14 protein-coding genes are annotated in these 13364 nt (G+C 48.8%); 8 read left to right on the plus strand and 6 right to left on the minus strand.

The window, feature by feature from the left end:
• Window positions 1–49: 49 nt before the first annotated feature.
• Entirely contained in the window at window positions 50–796 is a 747-nt protein-coding gene (locus H6G45_RS15735; protein WP_190599343.1) for an SDR family NAD(P)-dependent oxidoreductase, read from the plus strand.
• A 16-nt stretch (window positions 797–812) separates the two neighbouring features.
• Here the strand turns inward: H6G45_RS15735 and H6G45_RS15740 are convergent, their stop codons facing one another.
• Complete coding sequence (locus H6G45_RS15740; protein WP_190599344.1) at window positions 813–1736, minus strand: Dam family site-specific DNA-(adenine-N6)-methyltransferase; 924 nt, start codon at window positions 1734–1736, stop codon at window positions 813–815.
• 38 nt (window positions 1737–1774) lie between these two features.
• A complete protein-coding gene (locus H6G45_RS15745) occupies window positions 1775–2779 on the minus strand; it encodes a hypothetical protein (protein ID WP_242018200.1) in 1005 nt (334 codons plus the stop codon).
• A 61-nt stretch (window positions 2780–2840) separates the two neighbouring features.
• Between H6G45_RS15745 and H6G45_RS15750 the strand changes: the two genes are divergently transcribed.
• Window positions 2841–3719 carry a Tab2/Atab2 family RNA-binding protein gene (locus H6G45_RS15750; protein WP_190599345.1) on the plus strand — a complete coding sequence of 293 codons (879 nt, stop codon included), beginning with the start codon at window positions 2841–2843 and terminating at the stop codon, window positions 3717–3719.
• Between the two features lie 65 nt (window positions 3720–3784).
• Here the strand turns inward: H6G45_RS15750 and H6G45_RS15755 are convergent, their stop codons facing one another.
• Window positions 3785–4969: an aminotransferase class V-fold PLP-dependent enzyme gene (locus tag H6G45_RS15755; protein WP_190599404.1), complete on the minus strand. Its 1185-nt coding sequence runs from the start codon at window positions 4967–4969 to the stop codon at window positions 3785–3787.
• A gap of 131 nt (window positions 4970–5100) precedes the next feature.
• Between H6G45_RS15755 and H6G45_RS15760 the strand changes: the two genes are divergently transcribed.
• Entirely contained in the window at window positions 5101–6654 is a 1554-nt protein-coding gene (locus tag H6G45_RS15760) for a glycosyltransferase family 39 protein (protein WP_190599346.1), read from the plus strand.
• On the opposite strand, the gene H6G45_RS15765 is transcribed toward H6G45_RS15760, so the two are convergent.
• Window positions 6651–7547, minus strand: a complete 897-nt coding sequence (locus tag H6G45_RS15765; protein WP_190599347.1) for a methylenetetrahydrofolate reductase — start codon at window positions 7545–7547, stop codon at window positions 6651–6653. The two genes, H6G45_RS15760 and H6G45_RS15765, sit on opposite strands and share 4 nt — an antisense overlap.
• A gap of 207 nt (window positions 7548–7754) precedes the next feature.
• On the opposite strand from H6G45_RS15765, the gene H6G45_RS15770 reads away from it, so the two are divergent.
• From H6G45_RS15770 to H6G45_RS15790, 5 genes are all read left to right on the plus strand, one after another.
• Window positions 7755–7874: a photosystem II protein Y gene (locus tag H6G45_RS15770; RefSeq protein ID WP_010872352.1), complete on the plus strand. Its 120-nt coding sequence runs from the start codon at window positions 7755–7757 to the stop codon at window positions 7872–7874.
• Between the two features lie 227 nt (window positions 7875–8101).
• Window positions 8102–8359 (plus strand): chlororespiratory reduction protein 7, encoded by a 258-nt coding sequence (locus tag H6G45_RS15775; protein WP_190599348.1) that lies wholly within the window; start codon window positions 8102–8104, stop codon window positions 8357–8359.
• Between the two features lie 134 nt (window positions 8360–8493).
• The gene (gene gyrB, locus H6G45_RS15780) at window positions 8494–10419 is read left to right on the plus strand and encodes a DNA topoisomerase (ATP-hydrolyzing) subunit B (protein ID WP_190599349.1); all 1926 of its coding nucleotides are present in this window, start codon (window positions 8494–8496) and stop codon (window positions 10417–10419) included.
• A 147-nt stretch (window positions 10420–10566) separates the two neighbouring features.
• A complete protein-coding gene (locus H6G45_RS15785; protein WP_190599350.1) occupies window positions 10567–10923 on the plus strand; it encodes a hypothetical protein in 357 nt (118 codons plus the stop codon).
• A complete protein-coding gene (locus tag H6G45_RS15790) occupies window positions 10916–11326 on the plus strand; it encodes an HNH endonuclease signature motif containing protein (RefSeq protein WP_190599351.1) in 411 nt (136 codons plus the stop codon). The genes H6G45_RS15785 and H6G45_RS15790 overlap by 8 nt, the downstream gene beginning before the upstream one ends.
• Before the next feature lie 159 nt (window positions 11327–11485).
• Here the strand turns inward: H6G45_RS15790 and ispG are convergent, their stop codons facing one another.
• Window positions 11486–12697, minus strand: coding sequence for a (E)-4-hydroxy-3-methylbut-2-enyl-diphosphate synthase (gene ispG / locus H6G45_RS15795; protein WP_190599352.1), 1212 nt, complete (start codon window positions 12695–12697; stop codon window positions 11486–11488).
• A 57-nt stretch (window positions 12698–12754) separates the two neighbouring features.
• On the minus strand, window positions 12755–13327 hold the full coding sequence (locus H6G45_RS15800) for a HupE/UreJ family protein (protein ID WP_190599353.1): 573 nt from the start codon (window positions 13325–13327) through the stop codon (window positions 12755–12757).
• Window positions 13328–13364 lie beyond the last annotated feature (37 nt).

Genomic DNA, 13364 nt, shown 5'->3' on the forward strand with positions numbered 1-13364 from the left:
CCCGACTCAGTTTGTAATCGCCCAAGGCTCAGGAATTTAACTAACTACGATGGAATTAACTGGAAAAACAGCCCTGGTCACCGGGGGAGGCATAAGGGTTGGTCGGGCCTTAGTTATGGCCCTGGCCGAAGCAGGCTGTAACGTCTTTATTCACTACGGTAATTCCCAAGCAGGGGCCCTAGAAGTTCAGCAAGAGGTGGAGGCATTGGGCAGAAAAGCTTTTGCCTATTCTGCTGACTTGAGCGATGCCCAGGCGACCCAAACGGTTATTCCCAAAGCTCAGGAAGTGTTTGGTCAGGTGGATATTCTGATCAACAGTGCTTCAGTTTTTCCTCTGGAAGATAAATTCTTTCAGGTGGATCTCGACCTCTGGGAATGGATTTTTGCGGTTAACCTCCGGGCCCCCTTTCAGTTGTCCCAGGCCTTTGCCCAGCAGATATCCGGCGATCGCCAGGGGAAAATTATTAACATTAATGATGCCCGTATTCCCCGTCCCAGGCCAGACCATTTTGTTTACCGCCTCACCAAACGGGGTTTGTGGGATATGACGGAAATTTTAGCCCTGGAATTAGCCCCCAATATTACTGTTAATGGCCTCGCCCTCGGGCAGATTTTAGAAGCCCCGGAAGCACCAGACCCGGAACAGTTCATGCGAAATTATGCAGAGCGACGTATTCCTTTAAAAATGACTGGTAATCCTAAAGTAGTCACCGATGCGGCCTTATATTTACTGCAACAGGATTTCCTCAGTGGCACCACTATCCGTTTGGATGGGGCGGAATATTTGAAGTTTTAAGGAAGATTAATAAAGCTTAATAATTGGTAATTAATAATTCCTTCAGCTTGCCCCGTTTGTCTGCTCGACTGTTAATCATGCGGGCGGCACTGACTCTTTCAAGACGAAAATCTTGGTATAATTCCTCAAAAAAATTATCATTCTCATCTACATTTTTAGGATCAGAATTGCTCAACATGAGCTTAGCCTTCTTGTCACTAAGTTCACGAAAATAATTTGCCAATCTTAATTGTTCCTGATCGTTAAAATCTCCCTGAGCATAGGAGTTAAAGCTAGAGGTTTTGTTTAAAGGACGATAGGGGGGGTCAAAATAAACAAAAGTTGCAGAATCAATGAAATCATTGCTCGCCGTGAAATCGCCCAATCTGATTTCTGTTCTAGTAAGTAAGTTAGATACTAACTTAAGATTTTCAGCATCACAAATCTTAGGATTTTTATAATCCCCAAAAGGTACATTAAATTCTCCTTTGGAGTTAACTCGAAATAAACCGTTAAAACAGGTACGATTTAGAAACAGAAGTAAACCAGTCTGTTCTGTCCACAATTTACTAAGCTTCTCTAAATTTATTTCAGCAATATTCTGGTTAAATTTGAGCCTCTGCTGATAAAAGAAATTCTTTTGCTCATCTTTATCGAGACAATAATATTTCTGTTGTAATTTACTTAGAAAATCAACGAGATCATCAACATTTTGTTGAATAGTTTTATAGGTCAAAACTAGTTGTCGATTACAATCTGAAATAAAGAATTTTTCTATCTGGGAATAATGTTGAGCAACATAAAAATACAATGCTCCACCACCAATAAAAGGCTCAGCATATTTAGTCAACTGACCAGTGGTGATTTCCGGGGGAAAGAAATCAACCAATTGTTCAATTAGCCTCCCCTTACCTCCAGCCCATTTTAAGAATGGCTTGGCAATAGTTTGCTTAACTTTCACATTTTCTAATTGACTTCCTTGTCACTATTGCAGATTTTTTAAGGAACAACGGCCAAACGCTGGGTAACCAACACCATGCCCTCAGGAGTGACTAATAAAGCAGATAACCACTGGGGCTCCTTGCCGGCGATCGCCCTTTTGAATAAACCACCGGCCTGCAACAATTCTAATTTCACCTGGGAAGGATCAATATAGTTATTAGGGTCTATTTTTTGACTAAAGGCCGTGCCCGCCAGGAGGTCATCTCCAATCGGTTGGCGCAGGATAACATCGAAATCAAATTCTTGGCCCGCCTGCACTTGCTGAGGCAGATTGACATCCACTTCCGGTGGATTTTCTCCGGCGGTGAGGGTCATCTTTTCCGTCAACACTTCCTGGCGCACCAATTTGTTGTCCATAAAGGTTTGGCGGGAAGTAATTTCTCCATTCAATTGGGCGGTGCGACCCAGCCAAGGCCGTTCACCCTTGATGGTGGTCAAAGTTTCCACCACCACTGCTTGTCCATTCTGTTTCCAGCTTTTCAGCTCGGTGTTGTAGGTCAAATTGCCATAGGTTTCCCAGAGTTGTTGCAAGGTCGTTTCCATCTGGGCAAAGGTCAGACCGTCGCTGTTGCTAAATTCAGGGCTGTAAATTTCCCCCAGGCGATCGGTATCGTGTTGATTAGCTACCGCATCAAATTGTTCGATCAAAGCCCGGACTTGGCGCTCTGTAACGGTGCCTTGAGCAATGGTAGCCGCCGTTACTGGTATTGATCCCAACGCTATTAAACCCACACCCCAACCCAACGCCATTAACCAACGGGCTGGGAAAAAGCGGGCAGAAGAGCGGTTAAGGCGGGCGAATCCTTGGGGCTGGGAGATCATATTGGGTAAGGTTCTAGGGCGATGAAAAATGAAACCAGGGGCAGTGAAATCAATCATGTAGAGGTCGGATGGCAAGCCCCCTGCTTCCCAAGATATCTTAAGCTCAGTGGCCTTGGTCCGACAATGGTGATGGGGGCAGTTATAGGCCTGGGCCATGGGACGATGGCAAACCGGGGACAATTGCTTGATAGGATAGCGGTTAGCCCTTTTGGGCTGGCTTTGACAAACATTTAATTGATATATGGGCGTTACCTGGGAATTGGATTTTTATTCACGGCCGTTGTTGGACGATGAGGAAAAAAAGGTGTGGGAAGTACTAATTTGTGAATCTCCCCAGTCCGTGCAACAGTCGCCCGAGGATTTGTTTCGCTATAGCCAATATTGCCCCAGTTCCACCGTTAATTCCGTTTGGCTCCGGCAGGCCATCGAAGCGGCGATCGCCGAAGCGGGTCAGATGCCCCAAAAGATCCGTTTTTTCCGGCGGCAGATGAATAACATGATCAGCAAAGCCTGTGAGGAAGCTGGCATTCCCCCGGTCCCCAGCCGGCGCACCTATGTGCTGGAGCAATGGTTAGACGATCGCCTAGAAAATTTTTATCCCCATCAACCGGGCTATGACCCCAAGTTGGCCTCCTCCACATCGGTGCAGTATCCAGAACTCAATGCCATTGCCTTACCCGATGCAGTGCGGGGCGATCGGGGAGATCAGTGGGCCTTAGTCAGTCTAGCCGCCGCCGATTTCAACGATTTGCCGGATTGGGAAATTAGCTTTGGGGAAAGTTTTCCTCTCTCTCCCTACAATTTGCCCGCCGATTGCCGCATTCCCGGTCTGATCCTCTTTTCCCCCAGGGCTTTACCCTTTGCTGCCTGGTTATCAGGGTTGGAATTGGGCTATTTGCAATACAACACCGACCCCCGTCCCATTGTCCGCCTGGAAACCGGAGCCAGTGATAGTTGGATTGTGGCTAACGTCACCGATAAAACCAGTGAACAGGAAGCCCAGGGATTTGAACAAGCAAAAAAATTAGCCCAGGGCATTCACTTTTTGGCCATCCAAGCCAGCCCCGACAGTGAAGCCTTTGCCGGTTTTTGGTTGTTGCAGGAAACAGGACAAATTTAGGGTTTAGCTCTCTTCAAAACAAGGGCATCTCTCCTTGGTTTACTAAAAGCCTTGAGGATAAATTTTTAGGGGGTAAATTCAGCTAATTTGCTTAACAAATGCCCAATTTCCTCTTCATTGGTTATGTAATGGCAACAGGCCCGAATACAGTCAGGGTCAGCAATGGTGCGGAGATAGATGCGTTGTTCCTCCAGTTTCTGGACGATCGCCCGGTGGCCCAGGGGAGAATCCACTGTGAAGGAAACCAAACCCGCTTGGGGAGCCGATGTGGCTAAACAATGGACGTGGGGTAGCTGGTTTAAGCCCTGCCACAACAGTTGACTGCGTTGACAGATTGCTTGGTAACGTTCCTCGGCGCTGCCTTGCCGTTGGTGTAACTGCAGAGCGGCCAACAAACCGGCATATTGGGGATAGGCGGAGGTGGCCACTTCAAACCGTTTGCCCCCTTCGGCCCAGCCAGTGGGTTCCCCCTTAGCGCCATAGGTAATACTACGCCAGCCCACATAGGTCGGGTTAATGTCCCCCAGGCGTGCGGCATTCGCCGTGCCTTTGGCATCGCCATGGATATACAGACCCCCCACTCCAGCGGGGCCGGTGAACCACTTATGGCCAGTGAAAGCGTAATAATCCACCTCTAGTTGGGAAAAATCTAGGGGTAAAGAACCGGCGGATTGGGCTCCATCCACTAAGACCCTTACTGGATAATCCCCTTGGTGACGGCGACAAACGGCCATAATTTCCGCTAGGGGTAATACCTGCCCCGTGTTCCAAAGTAAATGGCTGAGAATGACCAAACGGGTTTTTGGCCCCAAATGATCAGCTAACACTGCGGCCGCATCCCCCTGGTTTAGGGTATCTGCCACCGGAAAAAAGCGGTATGTAACCCCAAACCGAGCGGCGATCGCCTGGACAATGGCAATGATGCCTGGATGTTCACAGTCGGTGAGTAAAATTTCATCGCCCTGGTGCCAATCGATGCCCCAAAGCACAATGTCGCAGCCGGTGGTGACGTTATCGGTGATAGTAATGGTGTTGGGATTAACGTTAAAAGTTTCCCCCAAAGCTTGGCGTAGTTCGGCAATTAACTGCTGAATGTACTGGTTAACCGCAATGGAAAAGGGGCCATTTTCCTGCAGATAGCCATACGTGGCCATAATTGCGTCTAGGGCTACGGTGGGTAAAATACCCTGGCCGCCAAAATTGAAATAGGTTTTATTCGTTAAGCCGGGGAATTGCTGGCGATCGGGCATCAGGTTCACAGGGTCAGCCGTTAGTTGGGGGTAACATCAACAAAATACTTTAACAAAAGCCCAAAGTTCCCCCGAGAACATGGGAAAATGCCCCTCAAGTCCAACCGTCACCACGTCCCCAGACTCTGCCCTTGAACTTTCCTGCCCTTAACGATGATCGGAAATATCTACTGCTACTCACGGCAGCGGCTCTAGTTTTGGCGATCGCCGGCTTGGGTAATGTGGCTCTGCGGGATTTTGACGAAGGTTATTACGCTACTACAGCTCAAGATACTTACCTCAGGGGAGATTGGCGTTTTCCTACCTATTTGGGACAACCCTTTTTATCCAAACCACCCCTGATTACTTGGTTGGTGATGGGCAGTTACCATCTGCTGGGCATCAGTGAATTTAGTTCCCGTTTACCCTTAGCCCTAGGGTCTGCCCTGGCGGTGCCCTTACTGTATCTAGTGGGTAAGGAAATTTTTTCTACTCCGAAAGCCGCCCTCTGGAGTAGTTCAGTCTTGTTAACCCTGCTCCCCACCGCCCGTCTGGGTCGTTTAACCATGCTGGACGGGGTGATTAATACCTGTTTGCTCTGGTCATTATTCTGTTTACTGAAGGGGCGTAAACAACCCCATTGGTTAGCGGGCATGGGGATTGGCTTGGGCTTAATTGCCTTAGCTAAAGGATTGTTGGTGCTGGCTCTGACAATGTTGTTGGGAATTTTGATTCTCTGGTTAGGGGCCGGTGAGATTTTTAAGCGCTGGCAATTCTGGTTGGGGCTGGCGATCGGTTTTGCCCCGGTGCTGTGGTGGTACCAACTCCAATTTGCTCAGTATGGGGAAACCTTCTGGCAAATTCATTTTGAATTCCACAGTTTTAACCGAGTTACCCAGGAATTGGAGGGCAATACAGGGCCGCCTTGGTACTACTTACTAGAGATAGCAAAATACACCGCTCCCTGGCTATTTTTCCTCGTTCCAGCCATGGTGACGACCATCAAACAATGGCGACAGGACTGGGCTAAGGTAGCCATCATTTTTGGCTTTGGCTTTTTAGCAATTATTTCCGCCATGGGCACTAAATTGCCTTGGTATGTCCTCCCCTGCTATCCCTTTTTCGCTCTCATGGGGGGGCACTATCTGGCGGATTTACAAAATCGTCAGCGTTACCCTCTGCTGATTGGTTATCTACTGGCGTTCACTGCTGGGGTGGGCTTGGTGGGGGGACTATACGCTGGCTTCACTGAGCAAAGGCCGGTGATCATCATCATGGGACTCGTGCTATTTGTCGGCGTGGGGTGGAGTGCCAGGCAATATCTGAACCATTCTGCCAAATTCGTTAAAACCCTGGTGGTGAGTTTATATGTAACTCTCCTATTTCTTTTCTCCAGCCCCCTGTGGAATTGGGAAGTGAACGAAGCTTTTGCCGTTAAACCGGTGGGGGAATTAATTAAACAGGCCACTCCGGTAAACACGCCAGTTTATACTTCCTTTGCCTACAGTCGCCCCAGTTTAGATTTCTACGGCGATCGCCAAGTTATTGCGATGAACGATGACCAGTTACGTGCCATGGCCAAGGAGGGGAACTATTTACTGTTGGATCCAGAAGCCCAGACTAGGTTAGGCTTGCCGGGTCTACAACAACGGGGGCAAGCGGATGAATTTAGTTTATTTTTTAGCCCTAAGGTTGGTAAGCCTTAATTTTCCAGAGGGGCAATGCCAGCCTGGTCGAGGATTTCGGGAATTAATTCTTCCTTTTTAATCGCCATCAAATGGACTCCCTGACATAGTTCTTTCGCCAGTTTTACCTGTTCGGCGGCGATCGCCACCCCTTCCGTTAGGGGATCTTCGGCCTGGGCCAGGCGATCAATTAAAGAATCAGGAATATTTACCCCCGGTACCACCCGCTTGATAAAAGCCGCATTTTTAGCTGATTTGAAAAGAAATATGCCCGCCAAAATTGGTTTGCCACATCCCACGGCCACCTGGGTCATAAATTTATCCAGGCGATCGAAATCCGTGATCAACTGACTTTGGAAAAACTGGGCCCCGGCTACGAGCTTTTTTTCAAACCGACTTTGCAAACCGGACCAACTCTTTGACTGGGGATCCACCGCTGCTCCAGGAAATAAATCTAGCCTGCCATCCACCAAGGGAGCCTGGTTGAAATCTAGCCCCTGGTTGAGGGAACGGATTAAACTCAACAACCGCACCGATTCTAAATCGTATACGGCCCTGGCTTTGGTATGGTCTCCCGCTTTGAGGGGATCGCCGGTTAAAGCTAAAACATTACGTAAACCGAGGGCATAGGCCCCCATCAGATCCGCCTGCAAACCAATTAAATTGCGATCTCGACAGGTCATCTGACAAATAGCTTCAATGCCCCGCTGTTGCAGTAACACACAGGCCGCAATGGAGGACATGCGCAACACTGCCCGACTGCCATCGGTGACATTGACCCCATGGACCCGGCCCCGCAACTTCTCCGCCACCGCCAACATCCGCTCTGGATTACCACCTTTGGGGGGGGTAACTTCTGCGGTAATTAAAAATTCCTTTGCTTCGGCTGCCTGACGAAACCGGCTAATGGTCATTACATGCAATGGTGACAACGGTGGTTTGAGTTCCGAGCGGTGACTGCCTCTCTGAGAGGAGATCTTAACAGAATTTTTCCGGTTTACTGGCTGGGGCAATTGCCCCCGACCCCCGGCCATGTTTCCCTTCCCAAGGGATCAGCATTAGGATGTAAGATTAAAAGTGTTCAAAAAATTTATATTCTTTTAACAAAACGAGGTACAGCAATGGATTGGCGTGTAATTGTAGTTGTTAGCCCCCTTCTGATCGCCGCAACTTGGGCCGCTATCAATATTGGGGCCGCCGCGATCCGGCAATTACAGGACGTTTTAGGTCGCGAAGCCTAGGCCACAACGTCTTGGCGATCGCCGATGAATCGATAAAGTATTGTGCAATGGCCCTTCCTGGCCCTGGGCTAGGAGGGTTACTGTTTTCTGGGTTACTTGGTTAATGCAAAGTCTTTCCACCGGAGAGATTTTTGGAGCAATGCCCCATCAGGAAACCCAGAAGACTAAATCCCTACTCGATTAACCAGCGCCGACCTCCACCTCAACAATATTTTCCAGCAATTGCCATGGTCGATCCACTGATGTACCAAGAAGAAATGTTTGTGTTCTTGGCTGACCAGGAACCAGAAACATTCCTAACTCCGGCGGAAATGACTGCTAAGTTGACGGAGATTTTGGCTGAATACGATCTTCGCCTCCCCCAAGGACTGGATAAATTGCCTACTTTGGCGGCAAAAGCAGAACATTTACGGGACAATTACTGCGACCTCGACCGGGGGGATGGCGGTACTTGGCAATGGTATGTGGTGCGCCTAGAAAAATAGCTTGATCGATCCCGCCTCCAAATCAGTTCTCAGTCCTCGATATTAAAGCCTTTAACCCTTTTGTGCTAAGATTTTGAGGGCTTTTGTCATCCCACAGCAAAAATGCCTAAGCTCAGCCTGATTTTGGAGTGACCATGACGACCACGAACTACGGTGCCGATCAAATTCAAGTCTTGGAAGGGTTGGAACCAGTCCGTAAGCGCCCAGGGATGTACATTGGCTCCACGGGGCCAAAGGGTCTGCATCACCTAGTGTATGAAGTGGTTGACAATGCCATTGATGAGGCGTTGGCTGGCTATTGTACCCATATTGAAATTGATATTAATGCCGATGGCTCCGTCACTGTAGTGGACAATGGTCGGGGCATTCCCACCGATATTCATCCCACCACCGGGCGATCGGCGTTGGAAACGGTATTGACGGTGCTCCACGCTGGAGGCAAGTTTGGGGGCGGTGGCTATAAGGTATCCGGTGGTTTACACGGGGTCGGGGTTTCCGTGGTTAACGCCCTGTCCGAGTGGGTGGAAGTAAAGGTCTGGCGTCAGGGTAAGGAACATTTCCAACGGTTTGAGCGGGGCAATCCCATCGGTAGCTTGGCCGCCACTCCTAACGAGGAGCACTCCACAGGTACCCAGGTTGCTTTTTTGCCGGATACCCAAATTTTTAAGGATGGCATCGAGTTTGACTACCACACCCTAGCCAGTCGTCTCAAGGAACTAGCCTACCTCAATGCTGGGGTACGTATTACCTTTGGCGATCGCCGGGCCGATTCCCTCAAAGAAGAGCAGTTTTATTATGAAGGGGGCATTAGGGAATATGTCACCTATATGACTACAGACAAAACTCCGCTCCACGATGAAATTATCTACACTTCGGGGGAAAAGAATGATGTCCAGGTGGAAGTGGCTCTCCAGTGGTGTGTGGATGCCTACAGTGATACTCTGCTGGGGTTTGCCAACAATATCCGTACCATTGATGGGGGTACCCATTTAGAAGGTCTAAAAGCGGTTTTAACCCGTACCCTTAATTCCGTTGCCCGTAAACGCAATAAATTGAAGGAAGGGGATAGTAATTTAGGGGGAGAAAATATTCGGGAAGGTCTAACCGGGGTAATTTCTGTGAAAGTGCCCGATCCAGAATTTGAAGGGCAAACTAAAACTAAATTGGGTAACACGGAAGTCCGGGGCATTGTGGATACCTTGGTGGGGGAAGCCCTAACGGAGTTTTTGGAATTCAATCCTGGTGTTGCCGACTCCGTTATTGAAAAAGCGGTACAGGCCTTTAAGGCGGCGGAAGCGGCCCGTCGAGCCAGAGAATTAGTACGTCGTAAGTCAGTTTTAGAATCTTCAACTTTACCGGGCAAACTGGCAGATTGTAGCTCCAAAGATCCGTCAGAATCGGAAATTTTCATCGTCGAAGGCGATAGTGCCGGTGGGTCGGCCAAGCAAGGTCGAGATCGTCGTTTCCAAGCAATTCTGCCTCTGCGGGGCAAGATTTTAAATATTGAAAAAACTGACGATGCCAAAATTTATAAAAACACTGAAATTCAAGCTCTGATTACAGCATTAGGCCTAGGTATTAAGGGTGACGATTTTGATATATCTTCCCTTCGGTATCATAGGGTTGTGATTATGACTGACGCTGATGTAGATGGGGCGCACATACGCACTCTTTTGTTGACTTTCTTCTACCGTTATCAGCGGGACTTAGTAGACCAAGGTTACATTTATATCGCCTGTCCACCGTTGTACAAATTGGAACGGGGTAAAAACCATTTCTACTGTTATTCTGACCGGGAATTGCAGGGGCAAATTAGTCAATTTCCTCCCAACGCTAATTACACCATCCAGCGTTTTAAGGGTTTAGGGGAAATGATGCCCCAACAACTTTGGGATACCACCATGAATCCGGAAACCCGCACGATGAAACGGGTGCACATTGAAGATGCTGCTGAAGCTGATCGCATTTTTACCGTGCTCATGGGCGATCGGGTTGCCCCCCGGCGGGAATTCATTGAAACCTATGGCACCAAGTTAGATCTGACCGATTTGGATATCTAATCCTTTTTTTAAGGACTCTAGGCATGGTTTGGTTGCTGTGCCTAGGGTTGAGAGTATTTCATTAATGTACACAAAAAAACAAGGTCGACATTGGCGATCGCCAAAAGTGTCTATGCTTGATTTACCATCATTCAGTGAAGGTTAAGCATGCAAATTACCCTAGACATCCCCGACGACATTGCTCAACAGCTTCAACCCCTCCAGGGAGAATTGCCACAAATATTGGCCCTCGGCATACAGCAACTAAACGCTAATCCCAACACAGGCTTGTCTGGACTTACTGAAATTCTCGAATTTTTGGCTCAACTCCCCAGTCCTCAACAAATACTTGATCTACATCTTTCTCCCACCCTGCAGGCCGAGATCGAAACTCTTCTAGAGAAAAATCGCACCCAAGGTCTAGATCCTAAAGAGCAACGCCTTTGGCAACAATATGAATTTATAGAACATCTTGTGCGACTGGCAAAAACCCAAGCCCTGCTGAAACTCCGGGCTGATGAGTAAAAGCTATATTTCTCCATCCCTACGGCGTATTGTTGGCGATCGGGCTAACGATTGCTGTGAATATTGCCTCATCCCTGAAGCTCTATCGCTGTCTTCCCATCATGTTGATCATATCATTGTCGAAAAACATGGCGGCCACAGTACCCTTGAAAACCTAGCCCTTGCCTGTGCTCTCTGTAACCTAGCCAAAGGCAGTGACATCGCTTCCATCGACCCCCATACAGGGGAAACCGTTAGACTCTACAATCCAAGAAAAGATATCTGGACAGACCACTACACCCTTGAATCTGTAAGCGGACTCATTCAAACCAAAACGGCGATCGGGCGAGTAACCGCCAACCTGCTCCGCATCAATCGGTTAGAAAACCTCACTGTCCGCCAACTCTTGGCAAAAATAGGATAACTCTGATCCCAGAAAGTGGATAGTCCAGACTGGAACTTTTACTTTTCCATCGGCTATCCTCTTTGTTGCCACAAAACACGGAGTAACGTAAAACATGACATAGGCCCGCTGGTGAGCTTGCCCACATTTGTTCATTGTGTGGAAGGTTTTAGGGAATATCTAGGGATCAACCCAGCGGCCGTCGGCTTTGATCAGGTTAATCAATTCCTGTACTCCGTCGGCTTCAGGCACCCGTTTAATTTCTTCTCGACCACGGTAGAGAGCAATGTAACCGGCTTGTTTACCCACATAGCCATAGTCAGCATCCGCCATTTCTCCGGGGCCGTTAACGATGCATCCCATAACGGCAATGTCCAACCCAGTCAGGTGCTTGGTGGCTTCCCGTACCTCGTGTAACACATCTTCCAAATTGAACAGGGTACGGCCACAGGAAGGACAGGCCACATATTCCACCATGGTTTTTCGTAAACCTAACGCCTGGAGAATGCTGTAGCAAACGGGGATTTCCTTTTCGGGGGCTTCAGTGAGGGAAACCCGGATAGTGTCTCCAATGCCATCGGCTAAAAGGGTAGCAATGCCAGCGGTGGATTTAATCCGACCATACTCTCCATCCCCAGCTTCGGTGACTCCCAAATGGAGGGGATAATCCATCCCCAATTCATCCATGCGCTTGACCATGAGGCGATAGGCCGCCAGCATCACCGGCACCCGGGAAGCTTTCATGGAAACGACTAGATTGCGGAAATCTAAGGATTCACAGATTTTGATAAATTCTAGGGCTGATTGCACCATGCCCTCTGGGGTGTCCCCGTAGGTGAAGAGCATCCTCTCCGAGAGGGAACCATGGTTAACGCCAATGCGCATAGATTTACCCTGATCACGCAGGGAAACTACTAGGGGTTCCAATGTTTCGCGAATTTTGTCACCAATGTCAGCAAATTCTTGGTCGCTGTAGCCTTCCCGTTGGGCATCGGGTTTTTCAAAAACATATAAGCCTGGGTTGATGCGCACCTTATCGACGTGTTTGGCTACTTCTAGGGCAATTTTCATGCCGTTGTGGTGTACATCCGCCACCAAGGGAACCCTCTGGTAGGTACTCTCGAGCTTTTGTTTAATATCTGCTAGGGCTTTGGCATGGGCCATGCTAGGCACCGTTACCCGGACAATTTCACAACCAATTTCATGGAGGCGACGAATACCGGCCACGGAGCCATCCACATCCAGGGTGTCTTCATTGATCATGGATTGCACCACCACGGGATGACCGCCACCAATGGTAACGGTTCCCACGGGCACAGGACGGGTTTTGCGGCGATGGATGGTGGTGTCGAACTCGGGCTGGACAGGGGTCGGTAGGGAAACAGTTACCATGGGAAAGTTTAGTTTTTAGCAAAAAACTGTAGGCAACCTAGATTATCCCACAACCAATTACCCCAACAAGGCGCCGGAGGTGAAGGCTAGTCCTACCCCTGCTAGCAAAAAGCCAATAAATCTTAGATTTAGTAAGGATTCTTGGGTTTCATACCAGCCCTTGGCCAAAGTGTAGGCTGCCATGGCGATCGCCAGTTGAACGATGGAAAAACCGAGCAGGTAGGCCGCAATGGGATTCATTTCTGCCCCCACAATGGCTTCCCCGTAGGCATAGCCATGGAACACACCGGCTACGGCGGCTAAAACCATTACCACGGGGGATGATAGGGGACGACCGATGGCCAAGAGTAGGCCAAATAGGAGGACGGAACCGGCAATAATTAATTCCGGTTGGGGAAGATCGGCGCCAATTAAATGTAATCCCGTGCCGGCGATCGCCGTGGTGATAAAAATGAGGGGCATAAGCCAACCATGGCGCAATCCAGCAGCAATGAGGCCCACGGCAATAACAAAGGCAAGATGGTCTAGGCCGATAACGGGGTGCCCTAATCCAGAAAGAAAACCTTCAAAGAAATTATCCGGCGTAGTGCCCCCAAAGGGATGGTGCGCTAGGATCCGGGGGGAAGTCATTAAATTAGATAAACCTGTAACATTCACAATCTGTACC

This window comes from Synechocystis sp. FACHB-383 (assembly GCF_014698605.1).
Taxonomy (GTDB): Bacteria; Cyanobacteriota; Cyanobacteriia; order Cyanobacteriales; family Microcystaceae; genus Synechocystis; species Synechocystis salina.

Excerpts from the sequence above, each read along its gene's own strand:
- H6G45_RS15790 (WP_190599351.1), top strand. The coding sequence starts at position 10,916 with ATGAGTAAAAGCTATATTTCTCCATCCCTACGGCGTATTGTTGGCGAT.
- H6G45_RS15775 (WP_190599348.1), top strand. The coding sequence starts at position 8,102 with ATGGTCGATCCACTGATGTACCAAGAAGAAATGTTTGTGTTCTTGGCT.
- H6G45_RS15785 (WP_190599350.1), top strand. The coding sequence starts at position 10,567 with ATGCAAATTACCCTAGACATCCCCGACGACATTGCTCAACAGCTTCAA.
- H6G45_RS15735 (WP_190599343.1), top strand. The coding sequence starts at position 50 with ATGGAATTAACTGGAAAAACAGCCCTGGTCACCGGGGGAGGCATAAGG.
- H6G45_RS15765 (WP_190599347.1), bottom strand. The coding sequence starts at position 7,547 with ATGACCATTAGCCGGTTTCGTCAGGCAGCCGAAGCAAAGGAATTTTTA.
- H6G45_RS15755 (WP_190599404.1), bottom strand. The coding sequence starts at position 4,969 with ATGCCCGATCGCCAGCAATTCCCCGGCTTAACGAATAAAACCTATTTC.
- gyrB (WP_190599349.1), top strand. The coding sequence starts at position 8,494 with ATGACGACCACGAACTACGGTGCCGATCAAATTCAAGTCTTGGAAGGG.
- H6G45_RS15750 (WP_190599345.1), top strand. The coding sequence starts at position 2,841 with ATGGGCGTTACCTGGGAATTGGATTTTTATTCACGGCCGTTGTTGGAC.
- ispG (WP_190599352.1), bottom strand. The coding sequence starts at position 12,697 with ATGGTAACTGTTTCCCTACCGACCCCTGTCCAGCCCGAGTTCGACACC.
- H6G45_RS15800 (WP_190599353.1), bottom strand. The coding sequence starts at position 13,327 with ATGACTTCCCCCCGGATCCTAGCGCACCATCCCTTTGGGGGCACTACG.
- H6G45_RS15770 (WP_010872352.1), top strand. The coding sequence starts at position 7,755 with ATGGATTGGCGTGTAATTGTAGTTGTTAGCCCCCTTCTGATCGCCGCA.